This window comes from Dehalobacter sp. TeCB1, assembly GCF_001707455.1.
Lineage (GTDB): Bacteria > Bacillota > Desulfitobacteriia > Desulfitobacteriales > Syntrophobotulaceae > Dehalobacter > Dehalobacter restrictus.
This window is the reverse complement of the sequence record NZ_MCHF01000008.1, coordinates 127,932-146,281: the sequence shown is the minus strand read 5'-3', so window position 1 is coordinate 146,281 and position 18,350 is coordinate 127,932. Positions and strand designations below refer to the sequence as shown.

Genomic DNA, 18,350 nt, shown 5'->3' with positions numbered 1-18,350 from the left:
TCAAGGGTGACGGCAATCCGCTTAAGAGATACGCCCTCTCGCAGTAGCTGCTCAATTTGTAGACGCTCCGAATCAGTGAGATGCTTGTTTTTTGCCATGGTAAATTCTCCTTTGACTCAAAGATTCCCGCAGAACACATCCTAAAGTTCTTGTCGGAATATTGCCAGACTAAATGCAATCACTCCCCCATGGGGGAGTGAAGAAAAAGGAGACTTTCGATTGTAAGACTTAATGCCACTATCCTGTTTGAAGATTTAAATGCAATCACCCAGTAATGTATAGGTTGCATTTACAAAGTCAATTGAGGATTTTTTCATTTTCCCACATTTTTGATTAATTTACCCTTAACAAATTATTTTTCTTATGTTATACTGTTAAAGCTTATGGGTTACCAAACATGCCGATGTGGCTCAGGGGTAGAGCAGCTCACTCGTAATGAGCAGGTCGTCGGTTCAATTCCGACCATCGGCTCCACGGAAAACACAGACACCGCAAACCCTTGCGGTGTCTTTTGGTTTTTGTTTTTACTTCTGCAATTGCTCAACTTCTGCAACTCTTCTGCAACCCAATTATTTTTTCATCTTTTTGGGGTTTCTTTTTCTTTCTTAAATGGCTATCAATTTTTAGAGCGGCTTGCTCTTTAAGCTTTCTTCGAACACGGGTATAGATTTTAGTTGTTCGGATATCAGTGTGGCCTAGAATCTCCTGAATGACTCTTAAGTCTTCTCCATCCTCTAATAATATCGTCGCATAAGTATGACGAAGAGCATAAAGCTTTACTGGAGGAATTTCGCGTCTTCTAAGGCATGCTTGGAATGAACGATAGAAATTTCGGTAATCCACTGCTTCCCCGGTAGGAGTAGCAAAAACGTATCCCTGATCGTTATATTCTTCCCCGGTAAGAAGTTTCTCTTTTATTTGATTGATGCGGTGTAATCTGAGAGCAGCTGCTACCCTATGAGCCAGAACGAGCATCCTCTTGCTCTTTTTTGTCTTTGTCTCCTGGTTTATTACTTTTGTCTTTGTTTCTGCGTCCGGATCCTCATTCAAAACCCTTTCCCGTGTCTCCTCAACATTTGCAGTCCTATTCTTTAAATCTACTTGTGACCATTTCAGTGCTATCATCTCACCGGGGCGCATACCGGAGCCGATTAAGAGTATAAATCCTGCAAAATACCGATAATTCAAAATTTCAGTCAGAAATTTATCCATTTCTTCATCTGATAATGTTTGAGTCTCTTCCGCATCTGGTGGCGGCACGTCGATCCCAGTAGCCGGATTTGATGCTATTTTCTTAAATTTTACAGCTTTTGCAAGGATACTGTGTAAAATCCTGTGAGTCTTAATGATGGTTGCCGGTGATAAATAGATATTCAGTTTCTTGGTACTAATTTGATAATATTCAGCGATTTTTTGGATCGATTCAACGTCAGGAATCTCTAAATTCTTTTCCCAGGCAACATATGATTCCGGATCAATGTTAATGGCCGCTGATATTTCCTCGGGGTTGGTTTGTTTTTCAGCTCTAAGGGTCCTAAGTATTTTCCCTATTCGTTTATCCTTCCTTGGCGTCTTCTCCATATTGTTTATCATCAACTGAATCAGAGACGGATCTTGCTCTAACTCGTATAAAGTGTAGTCACCCAATGCGGGGAATACGTGATTTCTTAATTCAGTTTCATATCCGCGCCAGGTAGTTGCTTTGATTTTTGAAAAATCCTTTCTCCATGTTGCTGTCCAATCACGGAGAGTGACCTTTGACGGACGGATGTATTTATTCTTGTTTACCTTCTCAAGGGCCTCAGTTATTTGCTGTGCTACCTCTGCTCTGGTTTTACCAGTAAAGGTAGGACGATAAGGCTTTCCAGTTGCGGGGTCTTTTCCGGCTGTTATTTGACCTTTATATCCGTATTCATAAGGCCAGATTGTCCCTTCATTATTTCCGCGTTTTCTCTTTTTATATTTCTTTTCGCCAGCGGTATCTTTTTGTTTAGGCATTGTTAACCTCCAATCGAACGTGTGTTCAAGCAAAAGGGTAAAAAATATACGCTCACCTGAAATCAGGGGAGTCTTTTTTTGTTTTATAACCTTTTAAATGCTATCAGCTCCCTTGGTATGTCGTAAGAGGCAGCAATCTCATTGATTGTCTTGTCGTGATTTTCATGGAAGAGATAATCAGGCAATAATAGCTCTGCCGCAAATTCATTCGCTTCTCTTTCGATACGATCAGTAGAAAAATAAGTGTTTGCTCTCAGAAACGGAGTATTTGCTTTCGGATGAAGAATAGCGTGTCCTAGTTCATGGGCACACACCATCTGCCGTTCTATTTCTTCAAGGTTTTCATTTATGTGGATGAACTTTGAACGTTTATAGCTATTGTGATATCCTAACGTATTCCCTAATGGTTCAAAAAGGATCAATATATTTTTTAACTCGGCGATCCTAAAAGGATTGTTTGTTTTATATCTTCTAGTGAGCCTAATAACTCTTTTTTTAATCGTGTTAATACCAACCACTCCCTTGAATTCTATCTATATTTCTTAGGGGTGAATTTCTTCTTGGCTATTTGCTTGGCTAGTTTCATAGAGTTTTCTAAGGATATACGGAGAAGCTCTCTGTCATCCTCAGAAAGGGGTTCTCCTTGGAAAGCGAGGGCTTGATCAGATTCAAGATCAGACATCATTCTTTCTAAGTCTATTGCTATATCACGTTCTTCTTTTGGAGTGAGCGGCTGTACTAATCGTTTTTCTTCTAATTCTGCTTGATATTTTTTTAGCTGTTCTCTATTGACTGTTTGCGCAGTTGATTGATCGATATACCCTGCAGCTTGCAGTAAATCTGTACGACTTACTAAAAAATCTACAGGATTATTCGCAGCGATTTTTTCAATAGTTGATAAGGAAGGGGGCTCTAGTATAAGGCCCATACATATTTTCGAAATCTCGTCCGAGTCAATATTTGTATCCTTCGCGAACTCCTCATATGTCCTATTGTTCCGGACATAGTTAATTAACTGGTTCAATAGAAGCCTTTCAAAACCATAAAGCAAGTAATCCGTTGAGACACCAAAATAATCAGCAACTTTTTGAACTTTATCAGAGGAAGGAGAACTTTTGTCCCATTTATAAATTGATCCTCTTCCAAAGTCTAGATCTCTTTCAAGTTTGGTTAGGCTTATTTTGTATAGCTCGCATAATCTCTGAATTTTTTCCAACATGGGAAACACTCCCTTTATAAATAAAATTACGTAAAATAATCAGACCACTATTGACTTACGTTAAATATTCAGATATTATTGTATTAACAGCTTAGATTATCCAAAAAAGGTAACAAAAATATAAGAATTACAAGGTCCCATTTAAAAAATCGTATCCGCACGAGTTTTAATTGGCGTATTTCTTATATCCAATTTTAGAATATTTTCAGACTATTGTCAACATCTAAGCTGCTATATTCTACAAATAATTTCCAGAAAGGAGGATCAGCAATGCCATTAGTTGAGAGAATCAAAGATCTTTGCAAAAAACATGGTACTTCTATCCCAAAACTAGAAAAAGAACTTAGTTTCGGTAACGGCGCTATCTATAAATGGACTACCAACAGCCCGTCAATCGATAAAGTTCAAAAAGTTGCTAAGAGATTAGGGGTAACTCTGAATGATCTTGTTTGTGAAAAAGTTAATACCTGAGAATGGGTTAGGGGGTTACCACCATGGAGCAAACCGCAAAGTTAATTGAGTTTCCTAACCAAAAAAGAAATGAAGCATTGCTAACCGCAAAAGAAGCGTCTCGGGAATTTGGAATTGGGAGAGATAGATTATATCAACTCGCCCACACAGTTCCTAAAACGGGATTTCCTGCCTTATGGTTTGGTCCTAAAACGGTAAAATTCCCGCGTGAGGCGCTCCGAGAATGGTTAGGGAGTGAACGAGGCAGGCAAGCACTTTATCAGACTATGAAAGGCAGGTGAACGTATGGCGAAACGCAAACGGAACCGTTCCAAGGAAAGGATACTTAATCTCATAGCAAATAAGACTCGTTGCTTCATCCAGCGAAGAGATGCTCAACGGCATGACCGCGAGCGTAGCAGCAGACTAATAGAGCTGCTTTATATAAACGGAATGCTGAAGTGAGAGGAGGTGACAAGCAATATGGAAGCTACGGCAAATTATCAATGTAGTGAACCTGAACTGCTTCCCTGGGATTTCCTATTCGATGCAGATCGAGCGACGAGTGATAGACCGTCAGCAAGAGCAAGAAAACTAATTAACGTACTCGATGCGACAAATGCGCAGGCACAAAAAGAAAAAGACCGTTAAAAACGGCCACAAAGAAAATTATTCAAGATCAGTTTACATCTTAACAAATCAGGAGTCAAGAGAGGAGATTTAAATGAATATTGGTGATTTTGTAAAGGGTTTACCAGGTAACGGTTATTCAATCACAGATGAAAATATGACCAAAGGTGTCGTTGTAGACGTATTGTCCGAAAGCGAAATAAGGGTGAAGATCTTAGAGCATGTGCAAGGTGGCTCAGGAACATGGAATGTCAAAGCTAGCGCCTTTGAGGTAATAGGACATCAAAAAGAATTTAACCGTGAAGAAGTCCTGGAGCTGCTGCGCTCAGGCTGCAAGAAAGCAATTTTAGATTACGACCTCAGGAGTGCCGACCTCAGGAGTGCCGACCTCAGGAGTGCCGACCTCAGGAGTGCCGACCTCAGGAGTGCCAACCTCAGGAGTGCCGACCTCAGGAGTGCCAACCTCAGGAGTGCCGACCTCAGGAGTGCCGACCTCAGCGGTGCCGACCTCAGCGGTGCCGACCTCAGCGGTGCCAACCTCAGCGGTGCCGACCTCAGGAGTGCCAACCTCAGGAGTGCCGACCTCAGGAGTGCCGACCTCAGCGGTGCCGACCTCAGCGGTGCCGACCTCAGCGGTGCCGACCTCAGGAGTGCCGACCTCAGCGGTGCCGACCTCGACTTCTCTTGCTTGCCGCTGAGGTGCGGAGGCTTGAGATGGAAAATTGATAAACGTCTGGCTTGCCAGCTCGCTTTTCATCTTTGTTCAATGCAGTGCGACGATGAGGAATACATCAAAATGCGAAACTCCATCTTAGATTTTGCTAATCAGTTTCATCGAGTTGATGAGTGCGGCAGGCTAGAGCCGGTTGAACCTACAGAAACAGCGGAGGCTGTCGATGAGTAGTGAAGAAAGTAAAGCCCCTGAAAAATCCTGCTCCAACTGTGCTACTAATCCTTGTGAAAATGTTAATCCAGATTATGAATATTGCCTATTTCATGAAGAAATTAAGGAGGAAACAAAGAGATGAATATTTCCCTACACATTGAAGCCGCGAGTCCAATTGAATTACAGGAGGCCATTACCGGTTTAGCTGGTATCACCGGAGGGGCGGCAGCTTCTCAACCTGAAACTGATAAACCCAAACGCGCTACTAAGAACAGTGAAAAACTCGTAAATAAGCCGGGAGTTACTCCGGAAATAACGCCTGATCCTGAACCTGCTGACGAACCTACTACAGCAGAGAGCGAAGCAGCTGACGAGTATATCCCCACGGTTGTCGAACTCAGAGCCAAAGCCCAGGAAAAAGGTACATCCCCGGAAGGGAAAAAGTCAATCAAATCCCTGTTGGATGAATTCGGATCAAAATCAATCTCCGATGTGCCCGAAGATAAGAGATCCTCTTTCATGAGTAAGCTGGAGGCGCTATGAAAAATAAGTTCGAGGTAAGAGGTGACACAACCACTATTCTTTTAGCTCGAAAAGACGGAACCGTCATTGAAACAATTATCGAAACCGCTGATCTATTAAGGGCGCAGGAATTCCCGAACTCGTGGTATGCGAGTTGGAATCCGCCTACTCAATCCTTCTATGTTTATGGAAAGCTTCCAGCCGTAAACGGATACCGCAGAACAGTCCTACTTCATCGGTGGCTTGTAAATGAATCAGATGGTTGCGAGGTAGATCACATAAATTTGAACACGCTGGATAATCGACGTATTAAAAATTTGAGACAGGCAACGTATGCAGAAAATGCCCAAAATAAGAAGGTTAATCGAAGCAATAACAAATCAGGTCTGCGCGGCGTTTCTTGGTGCAACACGCATCAAAAATGGTTAGCACAGATCATGGTTGACAAGAAAACCAAATTTCTCGGGTATTTTGATGACAAATACGAAGCCGGGAGAATTGCGGCAGATGCAAGGGCTAAAATGATGCCCTTCTCAAAGGAGGCTCTATATGACACAGCATGCTGAACGGAAACACGCCTTTCTTAGTGCCTCTAAAGCCGAACAATGGTTATCGTGTCCACCTAGCGCCAAGCTGCAGGATGGACTTCCTGATTCAAGAAGCAATTATGCCGATGAGGGGACAACGGCCCATGAGCTTGCTGAAATCAAGCTACGCCAACGCTTAACCGTATGCAATTCAGTAGCACGGAAAACCCTTGCTGAAAGAATGGAGACTATCAAGGCCAGTAATTACTACGGTCCGGAAATGGAAAACGCCATTCAGGAATACGTTGAACGGGTAGAAGAACGATACATGGCAGCTAAGGCACGATCATCGGATGCCGTACTGCTCCTGGAAGAAAGACTAGATTTTACTGAATGGGTTCCTGATGGATACGGCACTGGGGACGTTGTGATAATCGCCGATGAGATCCTAGATGTTATTGACCTTAAATATGGTAAGGGAGTGCCGGTCAGTGCTGTAGGAAATCCACAAATGCGGCTTTATGGATTGGGCGCATGGTTCTTATACAACTTTCTTTATGGCATCAACCAAATCAATACAACGATCATTCAGCCCCGGCTAGATAGTGTCAGTACGGACACTATCCCATTAGATGAACTGCTTGATTGGGCAGAAACCGTCGTTAAACCTACAGCGAAATTGGCTTTTGCTGGCGAAGGAGAACACAAAGCAGGGGAGCACTGCCGCTGGTGTAAGGTCAAAGGCAACTGCCGAGCCCGCGCCGACGAGAATATGAAAGCCCTCGAATATGAATTCAAAGATCCAGCTTTAATGACGCTGGAGGAAGTCGGCTCAATCTTATTCATTGCAGATCAGCTCAAGGTCTGGGCAAAAGATGTTGAAGAGTATGCATTTGGCCAGGCTGTCGCCGGAAATAAAGTCCCACAATGGAAGCTCGTTGAGGGAAGAAGTAACCGAGCATTTACTGACAAAAATGCCGCAAAAGCAAAATTGCTTCAAGCCGGTTATGAAGAAGAAAAAATTCTCAAGCCCCAGGAATTGCTCGGTATCAGCGATCTTGAAAGTAAGATCTTAGGCAAAAAAGTATTTAAAGAGTTATTGAATGATTTGGTTGTTAAGCCCCAAGGAAAACCGGTATTAGTGCCGGAGACCGACAACAGGGCAGAGCTTAACAGTTTAGAAAATGATTTTAAAGATATTGAAATGGAGGATTAAGAAATTATGACTACTGAAAACACGAACGCAACCAAGGTTATTACCGGAAAGGTAAGACTCTCCTACGCGCATATCTTCGAACCCCAAGCCATTGACGGAGGGGATGAAAAATACAGCACAGCCATTCTTATTCCCAAAAGTGATAAAGAAACGCTTCACAAGATCAAAGCTGCTGTCGATGCTGCAATCGAACTCGGCAAAAGCAAATGGAACGGGAAAGTTCCCGGTAATCTCAAAAAGCCCCTGCGTGATGGTGATGAAGAACGACCGGATGATGAAACCTATGCCGGTCATTACTTCCTGAACGCTTCCTCAAAGACTAAACCTGGTATTGCAAAACCGATCGGGAAGGGCGCTGATGGAAAAACCAAACTCCAGGAAATCACCGACAGTACAGAAGTATATTCCGGGTGTTATGCCAAAGTCAGCCTGAATTTCTATCCGTTTGATACCAAAGGCAATAAAGGCATTGCTGCTGGGCTGAATAACGTTGTAAAGGTTCAAGACGGGGAATTCCTGGGCGGTCGTGCCAGCGTCAATGATGACTTTGCGGATGAAGAATTTGACGAGACATACAATGATGAGGATTTCATGAACTAAGAATATGGGGCTCGTAAGAGCCCCAATTTTCTCAAAGGACTTTGGAGGAGATTACCTATGGAAGATATTAAAAAGTTATTACTTGGCTTAAAGCTCAAAGATGTTGAGATGGGTAATGGTGATAGCCTACAACTTACTTTTGAAGGGGATTTAGTCTTAATTATATCCGGTGGTTATTGTAAAGAGGTCTTCACCGAAATCAAAAGGCGAAAAATAATATTCGAGGATGTAAAACAATGACTACACTTCAAATAGACATTGAAACCTATTCCAGCATAGATCTGATTGATTGCGGCGTGTATCGATATGTCGAGGCTCCGGATTTTGAAATTCTGCTCTTTGGTTACGCCTATGACGATGATCCGATTCAGGTCATTGATCTTACCGCTTTTGAGGATCTACCGGACAGAGTTATGATGGATCTAACGAATCCGGGAGTAATCAAGACGGCGTACAACGCTAATTTTGAAAGGACCTGTATTTCTAAGCACTTTGGTATTGTCTGCGATCCTACTCAATGGCGCTGCACTTCTGTATGGGCTTTAACTTTAGGACTGCCAGGTTATCTTGATGGAGTAGCTCAGGTTCTTAAACTTGAAGCCCAGAAAGATGCCCGCGGTAAAAACCTGATCAAGTATTTCTCTGTACCCTGTAAGCCAACAAAGACTAACGGGCAAAGAACCAGAAATTATCCGCACCATGACCCGGAGAAGTGGGAAGAGTATAAGGCATATAACCGGCAGGATGTAGTAGTAGAACGCGAGATCCGTCGTAAGCTTGATAAATTCCCTGTACCGGCGCATGAGTGGGATCTCTGGGCACTTGACCAAGAGATAAACGACAGAGGGGTAAGACTTGATCCTGTTTTATTCCGGAATGCAATAGGCTGCGCTGATCAGTATAGTGAAAGATTGGTGCAGGAGGCCCAGGAGCTAACCGGACTGGAAAATCCGAATAGCCTTACTCAAATTAAAGAATGGCTATCCGAACACGGCTTAGAGACTCCGGACGGATTGTCAAAAGAATATATGCCTGCATTACTGGACGCAGCTCCAAACGATGAAACCAAGCGAGTTTTGGAACTTCGCCAAGAGATGAGCAAGACCAGCGTGGATAAATTCAATGCTATGGACCGATCCATGTGTACGGATGAAAGAGCTAGAGGGCTGCTACAGTTCTGTGGCGCAAACCGTACTTGGCGCTGGGCTGGGAGGCTTATACAGGTTCAAAACCTTCCCCAGAACAAAATAGAGGATCTATCTGTTGCCCGTGAGACGCTGCGGAACGGGGACTTTGAATTACTTGAAATGTTATACGGACCGCCGCCGTTTGTACTGTCTCAGTTGATCCGCACGGCATTTATCCCTTCAGAGGGGTGCCGGTTCATCGTTGCTGACTTCTCAGCAATTGAAGCCAGGGTAATTGCTTGGCTAGCGGATGAAAACTGGGTACTGGATGTATTCCGGGGACATGGCAAAATCTACGAAGCAACAGCGGCTAATATGTTTGGAGTTCCAATGGAGACGATCGTCAAGGGTCATTCGAATTACGCTTTACGGGCAAAAGGCAAAGTCGCAGTATTGGCCTGCGGTTACCAGGGTGGGGAGAATGCCTTGGCTGTCATGGACAGTAAAAAGGAAATTGACCCAAAAGAATATCCGCGTCTGGTGCAACAGTGGCGAGAAGCAAACCCGAATATCAAAAAACTCTGGTATGCCGCTGAGAGGGCAGCAGTAAAAGCAGTTCAGGAAAAGACTACTGTCAATCTGGCTCACGGTGTCCAGTACCGGTATCAATCCGGTGTACTTTTTGCGGATCTACCCAGTGGACGAAGCCTGGCCTACGTGAATCCCAGAATTAAACCTGATCCGAACTTTGGCAAAGATGGATTGGTATTTGAGGGTATGGACCAGGTTAAGAAACAGTGGATCGCGCAAAGAACATACGGCGGTAAATTGGTGGAGAATCTTGTCCAGGCAATTGCGCGGGACTGTTTAGCGGAAAGCATGAAACACCTGAACCGTGCTGGCTTTAAGATTGTGATGCACGTTCATGACGAGGCAATCCTGGACGTGCCGATCGGGGAGAGTTCAGTGGAAGTCATAACATCCATCATGAGCCTGCCGATAAGCTGGGCACCCGGACTACCGTTAAACGCTGCTGGCTTTGAATGCGACTTCTATCAGAAAGATTGAGGAGAAACGAGATGAGAATTGCAAGGATATTCCCGCGAAAAACAAAGGCAACGCCGGATGATGATCTCGTTTTCTTTGGATATCCAAGGAAAGGAGCTATCCCGGAAGTTGATGAGATTCATGTCTCGGTAACATTTACAGAGGATAAAACTAAAGGAGAGCATTTGGCCGAGATATGGGGGGGGTGTACCGGTTTGCCAATTAAGGTAGGAGGACCAGCATATAAACAACCAGCCGGTGAATTTATCCCTGGAATGTATATGAAAATTGGGTACACAATTACATCTCGTGGTTGCCCTAATAAATGCTGGTTCTGTAATGTTCATAAGGCTCAAAAAGAGTTTATCGAGCTTCCAATTAAAGACGGTTGGATTATTCAAGATGATAACCTTTTGGCTTGCTCTGAACAGCATATCAGAGAAGTTTTCGAAATGCTTAAAAGGCAACCGCACAAAGCCCAGCTCAGGGGAATGGAAGCAAAACTACTTAAATCGTGGCATGTAGAGCTTTTACGAGATATCAAACTCGATGAAATCTTCTTTGCTTATGATACCCCAGATGATTATGAACCATTGATAGAAGCTGGAAAATTACTTAATGGCGCCGGGTTCACTCTACAGAAGCGTAAAACGTTCTCATATGTCCTTGTAGGTTACCAAGGTGATACCTTTCAGGCTGCAGAGAAGAGATGCATAGACACTTTAAAAGCAGGTTTTATGCCTTTTGCCATGCTCTATATGGATGAGTCCGGATTCCAAGATCCTGGGTGGGCGAGTTTCCAAAGATCTTGGTGCAGAGTTGCTGCAATAGTTTCGAGTAATAAAGAGTTCTTTAAAAGTATAGACGAAATATCCTGGGAGGCGATGCTGCTATGAACTCATATGAATCTTTCATCTCCCACAAACGTAACACGATGCCACCAAATGGCTTTTCAATAGACCGGGATTCCTTGCATGAAAGTCTATTCGACTTCCAGAAAGATATCGTCCGCTGGGCGCTGCGACGTGGAAGAGCTGCTATCTTTGCCGGAACCGGTCTAGGAAAGACAAGGATGCAGATTGAATGGGCAATGAACATTCACCAGCAGACAGGGGGAGACATTCTCCTTCTAGCCCCGCTGGCGGTAGCAGCTCAAACGATACGGGAAGGAGCTGCCCTAGGATACGAGATCACCATGTGCAGGAGTCAAGACGATGTAAAACCCGGGCTAAACATTACTAACTACGAGATGCTTCATCATTTTGAACCGGTTCTATTTGACGGGGTTGTCCTGGATGAAAGCTCTATTCTAAAATCTTTCACCGGCAAATTCCGAACGGATCTGATTCAGTCCTTCGCTTTTACCCCTTACCGGTTGGCCTGCACCGCGACACCGGCACCAAACGATTATATGGAACTGGGGAACCATGCGGAATTCCTTGGAGTCATGAGCCGGACAGAAATGCTCAGCATGTACTTCGTACACGACGGCGGGGATACAAGTAAGTGGAGGCTGAAAGGTCATGCCGAAGATACCTTCTGGCGCTGGGTAGCTGGTTGGGGCGTTGTACTGGAAAAGCCCTCAGATTTAGAGTATTCCGACGACGGATACAACCTGCCGCCATTGACCATTATGGACCAGGTAATTGAGGTTGAAGGGGAACTGGCTAAGACCTTATCCCAGCGGCAAAAAGCCCGCAGGGAAACCATCAACGAGAGAGTTGAGGCTGTGAGGAAATTGGTGTATGGCGATCAGTAAGGAAGCTCGTAAGCAATATATGAAAGAATACTCCAAAAATAATCCATCTAAATTTAGAAGGACGCCAGAACAGCAAGCAAAGTATAACGAAACTCGTAGAAAAAAGTATGCAGAAAATCATGTTTATCGGGATGAGCAAAGAGCCAAGACACGTGACTGGCAAAAGAATAATCCTGATAAACGGAAAGCACAACGGATTAGAAAGTTTGGGTTAACCCTTGAAGAGTTTAATGCCTTGCTCAAAGCTCAAGATTACAAATGCGCAATTTGCGGCTACTCGGATACGAGCGATCCAAACTTTTTTCCTGTAGTAGATCATTGCCATGAAACCGGATACGTAAGAAATTTGCTCTGTATGAACTGCAACATGGCTATCGGGAAATTTAAAGATGATCCTGAGTTATTAAGAAAAGCGGCTGAATACGTGGAGGTATGGAGATGCATAAATGGATAATCTGGTGCAATTTAAACGATGAGCAGGATGCTCTTGAAAAGATATTCGGGGATGATTGTGTATCAATACGAGGCAGCACTCCAAATCATAAAAAGGTTGAACTGGAACGGCGCTGGCGTGAAGAAGAGGTCCCAATTCTGATAACTAAGCCCTTGTGCTTTGGATTCGGCATGAACTGGCAGCACTGCGCGGATATGGCTTTCGTCGGGCTTTCGGATAGCTTCGAACAGCTATTCCAGGCGATCAGACGTTGTTACCGATTCGGCCAGACAAGACCAGTTAATGTCCACATGATCACGTCCAGCCGGGAAGGTGCAACGGCTGAGAATATCAAAAGAAAAGAAGCCGACTTTCAAAAGATGGTTGCTGAGATGGTCAAATACACTAAAGAAATAACCTCTGAATCCATCCGGTCAACCGAAAGAGATGTTACCGAGTATACCGCGATAACCCCTATAAAAATACCTACGTGGCTGAGGAGTGAGAAGATTGCAAGTTAATACCATAGACCAAACTATAGAACCGGATTTCGCTCTTTATAACGGCGATTGCGTGGAAGTCACCAAGGGACTACCCGATAATAGCATCCATTACAGTATCTTCTCCCCGCCGTTTGCTTCCTTATATACCTATTCTAACAGTGACCGGGACATGGGGAACTGCCGCAGTGATGAAGAGTTCTTTGACCATTTCCGTTTTCTTATCCGAGAACTATACCGGGTAATTATGCCCGGCAGGCTGGTAAGCTTTCACTGTATGGAGATCCCGGCCATGAAGTCACGGGACGGGTATATCGGGATTAAAGATTTTCCCGCGCAGATCCGGCAAGCTTTCGAGGAGGAAGGGTTTATCTATCATTCAAGAACAACCATATGGAAAGACCCTCTGACCGAAGCTACACGGACACATGCACTTGGATTATTGCACAAACAAATTGAGAAAGACTCGTCCATGTGCCGCCAGGGATTGCCGGATTATTTACTAACCATGCGGAAACCTGGAGACAATCCGGAGCCGATCGCACATTCCTGTGGCTTTGATCGGTTCTTTGGAGAAGATGAACCAGAAGCACCAAAGAAGCCAAGACCCGAACCAGACAAAGAAGCGGCTGAAAAGAAAGAAGCCTACGTTGGGGAACCTGTCTATTCTCATCAAGTATGGAGGCGCTATGCGTCCCCAGTATGGATGGACATCCGGCAATCGAATACCCTTCAATACCGCTCAGCTCGTGAAGAAAAGGATGAGCGCCATATCTGCCCGCTGCAGCTGGACGTTATCGCCAGAGGGATAGAACTCTGGAGCAATCCAGGGGACATCGTATTCAGCCCATTCGCCGGTATCGGCTCAGAGGGTTACCAGGCAATCAAAATGGGGCGCAGGTTCGTCGGAGTCGAACTCAAGGAAAGCTACTACCAAATAGCGGTTAACAACTTGCAAATGGCGGTGCAAGAAGCATTCGATGAGTTGCTGGGATGAGAGGTGAACACCTATGGAATTAGATATAAGCTTCGGCAAGCATCGGGCAGATACCAACTGGCGGCCAGAATACTTAACCTGGGATGAGTTCATCGAACGGCTGCAGAAGGTCAGACGGACATCGGAGACGATGGCCGAATATGACAAGATGTCTAATATCGCTAAGGGGAAGATCAAAGACGGTCCGGCGTTCGTCGGTGGCCTTGTTCGAGGCGGCAGGCGTAAGAAAGAAAACGTCGATACCCGTAGCCTTATCACCCTGGATGCGGATCACGCTGATGATGGTTTTTCCTTCGCGGTAGAGCTTGTTTTAGGTGGCTGTGCTTATGCGATTTACTCCACACACAGCCACAGGTCACAAAGACCAAAATACCGCCTGATTGTTCCGGTTGATCGGCCAATGAACCCGGATGAGTATGCCGCCGTAGCGCGGAAGCTTGCTGACAACATCGGAATGAAATACTTTGATAAGACTACCTTTGACGTTCACCGGCTCATGTACCTGCCAAGTTGCTCAAAGGATGCTAAACCGGTTATAGAGGTCCAGGAGGGTGAGCCGGTCAATGTTGATCATGTTCTCTCTGAATACGATGACTGGCAAGATCCCCTCCAGTGGCCCCGGCATGAGGATGATAAGGCCCAAAGGACAACCGGCAAAAAGATGGAAGAGCCAAAAGAGAAGCATGGGGCAGTGGGATTATTCTGCCGCTGTTTCTCAATCAGTGAGGCGATTGAAAGATTTCTTCCGGAGGTCTATGAGCCTGTAGACGGGACCAATAAACGGTATACCTTTATCGGGGCAAGCAGCTTCGGGGGCCTAGTAATTTATGATGACGATACTTTTGCATTTAGTCACCACGAGAGCGACCCCTGCAGCGGGAAAGAGGTTAATGCCTTTGACCTGATCCGGCTCCATAAATTCGGGAAATTGGATGACCGAGCGAGTGAGCGGACGAACATAACAAAGCTTCCCAGCCATATCGCCATGGAGAAGTTCGCGATAAGCCAGCCTGAACTTAAACGGGCAAGAATGGCAGAAATCCAGGATGAGTTTAGCAGTGAAGGTGATCTCGACGATGACCCTGAGGGGGAGTCATGGAATGATAAATTATCCTTCCACCCTAAAACAAAGGACCTGCTGCCAACAGCCAAAAACATAGAACTGATATTATCCCATGGGGAATGGTTTGGAGTCCTTGCGTATGATGCTTTCGGGAATACCGAGGTCATACGCAAGCCCCTTCCCTGGAGAGAGAAGGAAAGGTCTGGTCGGGATTACGAGCCCTGGCTGGGCGCGGATGATAAACGACTACAGCATTGGTTCGCCAAAGTCTATGAAATCAATACCGGCAAGGCAATCCAGAACGCTTTTACGGAAGTGGTCCATATAAATACATTTCATCCAATCAAGGCTTATCTGGAGAGTAACACCTGGGACGGCACCGAACGAGCTGAGCTGGTATTCATCGACTATTTAGGTGCCGCAGATACGCACTATTCACGACAGGTTACCCGGAAAATGCTGCTCGCAGCGGTGAAGCGACTCTATATCCCCGGATGTAAGTTTGATGAAATGCTCGTTCTTATTGGCCCGCAGGGAGCAGGTAAAAGTAGCCTGCTGTCAAAGCTTGGCCGGGAATGGTTCAGCGATTCGCTCAGAACGTTTGAGAATAAGGAAGCCGGAGAACATTTGCAGTCTGGTTGGATCTTTGAGATTGGCGAATTGTCGGCAATGAAGCGGACTGAGGTTGAAGAGGTTAAGGCGTTTCTCTCAAAAACAGAGGACCGTTACCGGGTAGCCTATGACCGGCAGGTGTCGGAGTTCCCGAGAAAATGCGTGTTCTTCGGGACAACTAATACCAGGGACTTTTTAAGGGATACGACAGGGAACCGCCGTTTTTGGCCGGTAGAAATTCACCCTGAGTCAGCAAAGTTTAACCACTGGAAGCATCTTAATGATGAGCTGGTTGGGCAAATATGGGCTGAGGTATTGTGCTGGTTTAAGGTAGGCGAAACCTTGGAGCTTGATGACGAGGCAAGGGAAGAAGCGACACGGCTGCAAGCACAACACATGGAAACAGATCCCCGAGAAGGCATGATTCAGGAATGGCTTGAGACTCCTATTGTCGATGAATGGGGAGAAGAATCCAATGGGGTTTTACGGAACAGGGTATGCGCAGCACAGATATGGGCCGAGTGCCTTTTTAACAAAAAAGGATCTATGCGGCCATGGGAAGCAAAAGAAATCTGTGACATTATGCGTCGTATGCCAGGATGGAGAGAAACAAAAAGCCGTGTTCGCGTTTCTGGTTATGGACAACAAACTGCTTTTGAGCGAATCAGTAAGTGAAAAATTTACTGATTCGCCACTGAATCAACTGCTTCACCTGCCTGAATCTATTGATACATTGCTGAAACAGTAAAAAACTGTTTGCTGCATCACCCAAAAGCCTTGAATGATAATGGCTATAGCTTCATTGATACAGTTGAAGCAGTAAATTCTACTATTAAAGCAATAATTAAAATAGCATATGAAACGTAAATACAGGGCTATATATAATCCGTATGCTAATCGTGATATTACTCATATACGCGCGTGTGAGGGATTACAGCATCAAAGGAGTTTATAAAATGCGTGAATCTTACATCGAGAAAAAGCTCCGAATTGAAATCGAACGGTTAGGGGGCAAAGTACCTAAATGGGTGAGCCCCGGTAATCGTGGAGTGCCTGACAGATTAGTGATACTTCCAGGCGGGAGAACGATATATGTTGAGACGAAAGCGCCAGGGAAACCTCTGGAACCCCTTCAGGAAAAATGGGCAAAGACTCTTCGGAAGATGGGGCATAGGGTTTATAAAATCGATTCGGTTCAGGACATTGAAGAATTTATCCAAGAGGTGATACAAGAATGAGGTATACCCCGCACCAATACCAAGACTATGCGACAAAAAGAATTATCGAAACGAACTTTATAGCCTTACTGCTTGAGATGGGTTTGGGTAAGACAGTATCAACCCTGACAGCAGTAGATCTATTGCTGAATGATTATTATGATGCCTGCCGGGTATTGGTTATAGCCCCTTTACGTGTAGCGGATGACACCTGGGCGCGTGAGGTTGAAAAGTGGGATCATCTCCGGCACCTTCGGATCAGCAAAGTCCTGGGGAGTGCAGAACAGAGGCGCAGAGCGCTGAAAGCCAATGCAGATATTTTCGTGATAAACCAGGAGAACGTCGAATGGCTGGTTAGCGAGTTAGGAACAAGGTGGGATTTTGATACCGTCATAATCGACGAGCTTTCAAGCTTTAAGAATCCCCAGTCAAAACGCTTTAGAGCACTTCGCCGGGTCCGGCCAATGATGAAAAGAGTTGTCGGGCTAACCGGAACACCAGCACCAAATAGCCTGATGGACTTATGGCCGGAGATCTATCTGCTGGATCAGGGGCAGCGCCTGGGGAAAACGATAACCGGATACAGGGAGCAGTATTTTAACCCGGGAGCCCGTAGCGGTTATGTGGTTTATGAGTGGAAAGAGAAGAAGGAAGCTGAACAGCGAATATATGAAGCCATATCAGACATAGCTGTGAGTATGAAAGCTGAAGATTGGCTGCAACTGCCTGAACGGATTGACAGAGAAGTGCCAATCAAGCTTGATGAGGAGTCCAGAGAGCTATACAGGAAACTTGAAAGGGATTTACTGCTTCCATACAAGGATGCAGATGTAGTGGCGCAGACTGCAGCAGTGCTGTCAAATAAACTGCTTCAGATGGCTTCCGGTGCAGTCTATGACGAGGAAAAAGGCGTCAAGTATATCCACGATGCCAAGCTGGATGCCTTGGAAGACATCATTGAGGCGGCAAACGGTAAACCGGTGATGATTTTTTACAACTTTAAGCATAGCCTATCCCGGATTCAGCAGCGATTCCCACAAGCACAGATCTTAAGAAAAGGCAAAGAAGGGGTCCAGGATATTGCTGATTGGAATAGTGACAAAATTCCTTTGCTGCTGCTTCATCCAAAGTCAGCCGGTCACGGGTTGAATCTCCAGGAGTCAAGCTGTCAAACTGTTGTATGGTTTGACCAGATATGGAGCCTGGAAGAAGATCAGCAGGCGAATGCCAGGGTACACCGGCAGGGGCAGACAAGACGAATCGTAGTCTTGCGTTTGGTGGCTGAAGGTACGATTGATGAAGATGCCGTGGACGCATTAGCCCGAAAGGCTGCAGGACAAGATGCTTTGATGGATGCCGTTAAAGCGAGAATAGAGAGGGTCCAGTCATGAAGGTTAAATATCAAGGAGAATATTACATCGTAACGCTAATCCCACGAGGGAAGTATTTTTCATATCAAATCATCAGGGAGCGTACGGGGAATTCGGTTACTGACAAGAAGATCCTTGCCGCAGTTGCTGACAGGGCAAGAAGAAAGAGAGGGTAAT

At 45.1% G+C, this 18,350-nt stretch carries 24 protein-coding genes and 1 tRNA gene; 22 read left to right on the top strand and 3 right to left on the bottom strand.

Annotated features, from left to right (window positions below):
- The first annotated feature begins 399 nt into the window (after positions 1-399).
- A tRNA-Thr gene (locus tag A7D23_RS02560) sits at positions 400-474 on the top strand.
- Between the two features lie 66 nt (positions 475-540).
- Here A7D23_RS02560 and A7D23_RS16530 read toward each other — a convergent pair.
- The 3 genes from A7D23_RS16530 to A7D23_RS16330 form a co-directional block, all read right to left on the bottom strand.
- Positions 541-1,998, bottom strand: coding sequence for a tyrosine-type recombinase/integrase (locus A7D23_RS16530; protein WP_068883160.1), 1,458 nt, complete (start codon positions 1,996-1,998; stop codon positions 541-543).
- An 83-nt stretch (positions 1,999-2,081) separates the two neighbouring features.
- Positions 2,082-2,516, bottom strand: coding sequence for an ImmA/IrrE family metallo-endopeptidase (locus A7D23_RS02550; RefSeq protein ID WP_242871489.1), 435 nt, complete (start codon positions 2,514-2,516; stop codon positions 2,082-2,084).
- Between the two features lie 11 nt (positions 2,517-2,527).
- Positions 2,528-3,217: a helix-turn-helix transcriptional regulator gene (locus A7D23_RS16330; protein WP_242871488.1), complete on the bottom strand. Its 690-nt coding sequence runs from the start codon at positions 3,215-3,217 to the stop codon at positions 2,528-2,530.
- A gap of 270 nt (positions 3,218-3,487) precedes the next feature.
- Between A7D23_RS16330 and A7D23_RS02540 the strand changes: the two genes are divergently transcribed.
- The 21 genes from A7D23_RS02540 (at position 3,488) to A7D23_RS15950 (ending at position 18,349) form a co-directional block, all read left to right on the top strand.
- On the top strand, positions 3,488-3,688 hold the full coding sequence (locus tag A7D23_RS02540) for a helix-turn-helix transcriptional regulator (RefSeq protein ID WP_068883158.1): 201 nt from the start codon (positions 3,488-3,490) through the stop codon (positions 3,686-3,688).
- 23 nt (positions 3,689-3,711) lie between these two features.
- A complete protein-coding gene (locus A7D23_RS02535; RefSeq protein ID WP_068883156.1) occupies positions 3,712-3,969 on the top strand; it encodes a helix-turn-helix domain-containing protein in 258 nt (85 codons plus the stop codon).
- A gap of 4 nt (positions 3,970-3,973) precedes the next feature.
- Positions 3,974-4,132, top strand: a complete 159-nt coding sequence (locus A7D23_RS15960) for a hypothetical protein (protein ID WP_176714387.1) — start codon at positions 3,974-3,976, stop codon at positions 4,130-4,132.
- Between the two features lie 18 nt (positions 4,133-4,150).
- Positions 4,151-4,318 carry a hypothetical protein gene (locus tag A7D23_RS15955; protein WP_176714386.1) on the top strand — a complete coding sequence of 56 codons (168 nt, stop codon included), beginning with the start codon at positions 4,151-4,153 and terminating at the stop codon, positions 4,316-4,318.
- 73 nt (positions 4,319-4,391) lie between these two features.
- Complete coding sequence (locus tag A7D23_RS02530) at positions 4,392-5,201, top strand: pentapeptide repeat-containing protein (RefSeq protein ID WP_083221856.1); 810 nt, start codon at positions 4,392-4,394, stop codon at positions 5,199-5,201.
- Positions 5,194-5,325 (top strand): hypothetical protein, encoded by a 132-nt coding sequence (locus tag A7D23_RS16525; RefSeq protein ID WP_282432008.1) that lies wholly within the window; start codon positions 5,194-5,196, stop codon positions 5,323-5,325. The genes A7D23_RS02530 and A7D23_RS16525 overlap by 8 nt, the downstream gene beginning before the upstream one ends.
- Entirely contained in the window at positions 5,322-5,726 is a 405-nt protein-coding gene (locus A7D23_RS02525) for a hypothetical protein (RefSeq protein WP_068883154.1), read from the top strand. The genes A7D23_RS16525 and A7D23_RS02525 overlap by 4 nt, the downstream gene beginning before the upstream one ends.
- Complete coding sequence (locus A7D23_RS02520; RefSeq protein WP_068883152.1) at positions 5,723-6,271, top strand: HNH endonuclease; 549 nt, start codon at positions 5,723-5,725, stop codon at positions 6,269-6,271. The genes A7D23_RS02525 and A7D23_RS02520 overlap by 4 nt, the downstream gene beginning before the upstream one ends.
- Positions 6,255-7,448, top strand: a complete 1,194-nt coding sequence (locus tag A7D23_RS02515; protein WP_068883150.1) for a DUF2800 domain-containing protein — start codon at positions 6,255-6,257, stop codon at positions 7,446-7,448. Before A7D23_RS02520 ends, A7D23_RS02515 begins: the two co-directional genes overlap by 17 nt.
- Positions 7,449-7,454: 6 nt before the next feature.
- Positions 7,455-8,048, top strand: coding sequence for a DUF2815 family protein (locus tag A7D23_RS02510; protein WP_068883148.1), 594 nt, complete (start codon positions 7,455-7,457; stop codon positions 8,046-8,048).
- 57 nt (positions 8,049-8,105) lie between these two features.
- Positions 8,106-8,288: a hypothetical protein gene (locus A7D23_RS02505; RefSeq protein ID WP_068883146.1), complete on the top strand. Its 183-nt coding sequence runs from the start codon at positions 8,106-8,108 to the stop codon at positions 8,286-8,288.
- Positions 8,285-10,243, top strand: coding sequence for a DNA polymerase (locus A7D23_RS02500; RefSeq protein ID WP_068883144.1), 1,959 nt, complete (start codon positions 8,285-8,287; stop codon positions 10,241-10,243). Before A7D23_RS02505 ends, A7D23_RS02500 begins: the two co-directional genes overlap by 4 nt.
- Positions 10,244-10,254: 11 nt before the next feature.
- Positions 10,255-11,118 carry a hypothetical protein gene (locus A7D23_RS02495; RefSeq protein ID WP_068883142.1) on the top strand — a complete coding sequence of 288 codons (864 nt, stop codon included), beginning with the start codon at positions 10,255-10,257 and terminating at the stop codon, positions 11,116-11,118.
- Positions 11,115-11,981 (top strand): hypothetical protein, encoded by an 867-nt coding sequence (locus A7D23_RS02490; RefSeq protein ID WP_207644964.1) that lies wholly within the window; start codon positions 11,115-11,117, stop codon positions 11,979-11,981. The genes A7D23_RS02495 and A7D23_RS02490 overlap by 4 nt, the downstream gene beginning before the upstream one ends.
- Positions 11,968-12,435 (top strand): endonuclease VII domain-containing protein, encoded by a 468-nt coding sequence (locus tag A7D23_RS15505; RefSeq protein ID WP_083221855.1) that lies wholly within the window; start codon positions 11,968-11,970, stop codon positions 12,433-12,435. The genes A7D23_RS02490 and A7D23_RS15505 overlap by 14 nt, the downstream gene beginning before the upstream one ends.
- Positions 12,420-12,935 (top strand): helicase-related protein, encoded by a 516-nt coding sequence (locus A7D23_RS02480; protein WP_068883140.1) that lies wholly within the window; start codon positions 12,420-12,422, stop codon positions 12,933-12,935. Before A7D23_RS15505 ends, A7D23_RS02480 begins: the two co-directional genes overlap by 16 nt.
- On the top strand, positions 12,925-13,911 hold the full coding sequence (locus A7D23_RS02475; protein WP_068883138.1) for a DNA methyltransferase: 987 nt from the start codon (positions 12,925-12,927) through the stop codon (positions 13,909-13,911). Before A7D23_RS02480 ends, A7D23_RS02475 begins: the two co-directional genes overlap by 11 nt.
- 13 nt (positions 13,912-13,924) lie before the next feature.
- On the top strand, positions 13,925-16,261 hold the full coding sequence (locus A7D23_RS02470; protein WP_068883136.1) for a virulence-associated E family protein: 2,337 nt from the start codon (positions 13,925-13,927) through the stop codon (positions 16,259-16,261).
- Positions 16,262-16,542: 281 nt separating this feature from the next.
- On the top strand, positions 16,543-16,824 hold the full coding sequence (locus A7D23_RS02465) for a VRR-NUC domain-containing protein (protein WP_068883134.1): 282 nt from the start codon (positions 16,543-16,545) through the stop codon (positions 16,822-16,824).
- Positions 16,821-18,194: a DEAD/DEAH box helicase gene (locus tag A7D23_RS02460; RefSeq protein WP_068883132.1), complete on the top strand. Its 1,374-nt coding sequence runs from the start codon at positions 16,821-16,823 to the stop codon at positions 18,192-18,194. The genes A7D23_RS02465 and A7D23_RS02460 overlap by 4 nt, the downstream gene beginning before the upstream one ends.
- Complete coding sequence (locus A7D23_RS15950) at positions 18,191-18,349, top strand: hypothetical protein (protein WP_176714385.1); 159 nt, start codon at positions 18,191-18,193, stop codon at positions 18,347-18,349. The genes A7D23_RS02460 and A7D23_RS15950 overlap by 4 nt, the downstream gene beginning before the upstream one ends.
- Position 18,350: the final 1 nt, after the last annotated feature.

Coding starts and splice junctions, on each gene's coding strand:
- A7D23_RS02480 (WP_068883140.1), top strand. CDS start 12,420: ATGCATAAATGGATAATCTGGTGCAATTTAAACGATGAGCAGGATGCT.
- A7D23_RS02490 (WP_207644964.1), top strand. CDS start 11,115: ATGAACTCATATGAATCTTTCATCTCCCACAAACGTAACACGATGCCA.
- A7D23_RS16530 (WP_068883160.1), bottom strand. CDS start 1,998: ATGCCTAAACAAAAAGATACCGCTGGCGAAAAGAAATATAAAAAGAGA.
- A7D23_RS02465 (WP_068883134.1), top strand. CDS start 16,543: ATGCGTGAATCTTACATCGAGAAAAAGCTCCGAATTGAAATCGAACGG.
- A7D23_RS15950 (WP_176714385.1), top strand. CDS start 18,191: ATGAAGGTTAAATATCAAGGAGAATATTACATCGTAACGCTAATCCCA.
- A7D23_RS02460 (WP_068883132.1), top strand. CDS start 16,821: ATGAGGTATACCCCGCACCAATACCAAGACTATGCGACAAAAAGAATT.
- A7D23_RS02510 (WP_068883148.1), top strand. CDS start 7,455: ATGACTACTGAAAACACGAACGCAACCAAGGTTATTACCGGAAAGGTA.
- A7D23_RS15505 (WP_083221855.1), top strand. CDS start 11,968: ATGGCGATCAGTAAGGAAGCTCGTAAGCAATATATGAAAGAATACTCC.
- A7D23_RS02535 (WP_068883156.1), top strand. CDS start 3,712: ATGGAGCAAACCGCAAAGTTAATTGAGTTTCCTAACCAAAAAAGAAAT.
- A7D23_RS15960 (WP_176714387.1), top strand. CDS start 3,974: ATGGCGAAACGCAAACGGAACCGTTCCAAGGAAAGGATACTTAATCTC.
- A7D23_RS16525 (WP_282432008.1), top strand. CDS start 5,194: ATGAGTAGTGAAGAAAGTAAAGCCCCTGAAAAATCCTGCTCCAACTGT.
- A7D23_RS02520 (WP_068883152.1), top strand. CDS start 5,723: ATGAAAAATAAGTTCGAGGTAAGAGGTGACACAACCACTATTCTTTTA.
- A7D23_RS02470 (WP_068883136.1), top strand. CDS start 13,925: ATGGAATTAGATATAAGCTTCGGCAAGCATCGGGCAGATACCAACTGG.
- A7D23_RS02530 (WP_083221856.1), top strand. CDS start 4,392: ATGAATATTGGTGATTTTGTAAAGGGTTTACCAGGTAACGGTTATTCA.
- A7D23_RS16330 (WP_242871488.1), bottom strand. CDS start 3,217: ATGTTGGAAAAAATTCAGAGATTATGCGAGCTATACAAAATAAGCCTA.
- A7D23_RS02505 (WP_068883146.1), top strand. CDS start 8,106: ATGGAAGATATTAAAAAGTTATTACTTGGCTTAAAGCTCAAAGATGTT.
- A7D23_RS15955 (WP_176714386.1), top strand. CDS start 4,151: ATGGAAGCTACGGCAAATTATCAATGTAGTGAACCTGAACTGCTTCCC.
- A7D23_RS02495 (WP_068883142.1), top strand. CDS start 10,255: ATGAGAATTGCAAGGATATTCCCGCGAAAAACAAAGGCAACGCCGGAT.
- A7D23_RS02500 (WP_068883144.1), top strand. CDS start 8,285: ATGACTACACTTCAAATAGACATTGAAACCTATTCCAGCATAGATCTG.
- A7D23_RS02525 (WP_068883154.1), top strand. CDS start 5,322: ATGAATATTTCCCTACACATTGAAGCCGCGAGTCCAATTGAATTACAG.
- A7D23_RS02515 (WP_068883150.1), top strand. CDS start 6,255: ATGACACAGCATGCTGAACGGAAACACGCCTTTCTTAGTGCCTCTAAA.
- A7D23_RS02540 (WP_068883158.1), top strand. CDS start 3,488: ATGCCATTAGTTGAGAGAATCAAAGATCTTTGCAAAAAACATGGTACT.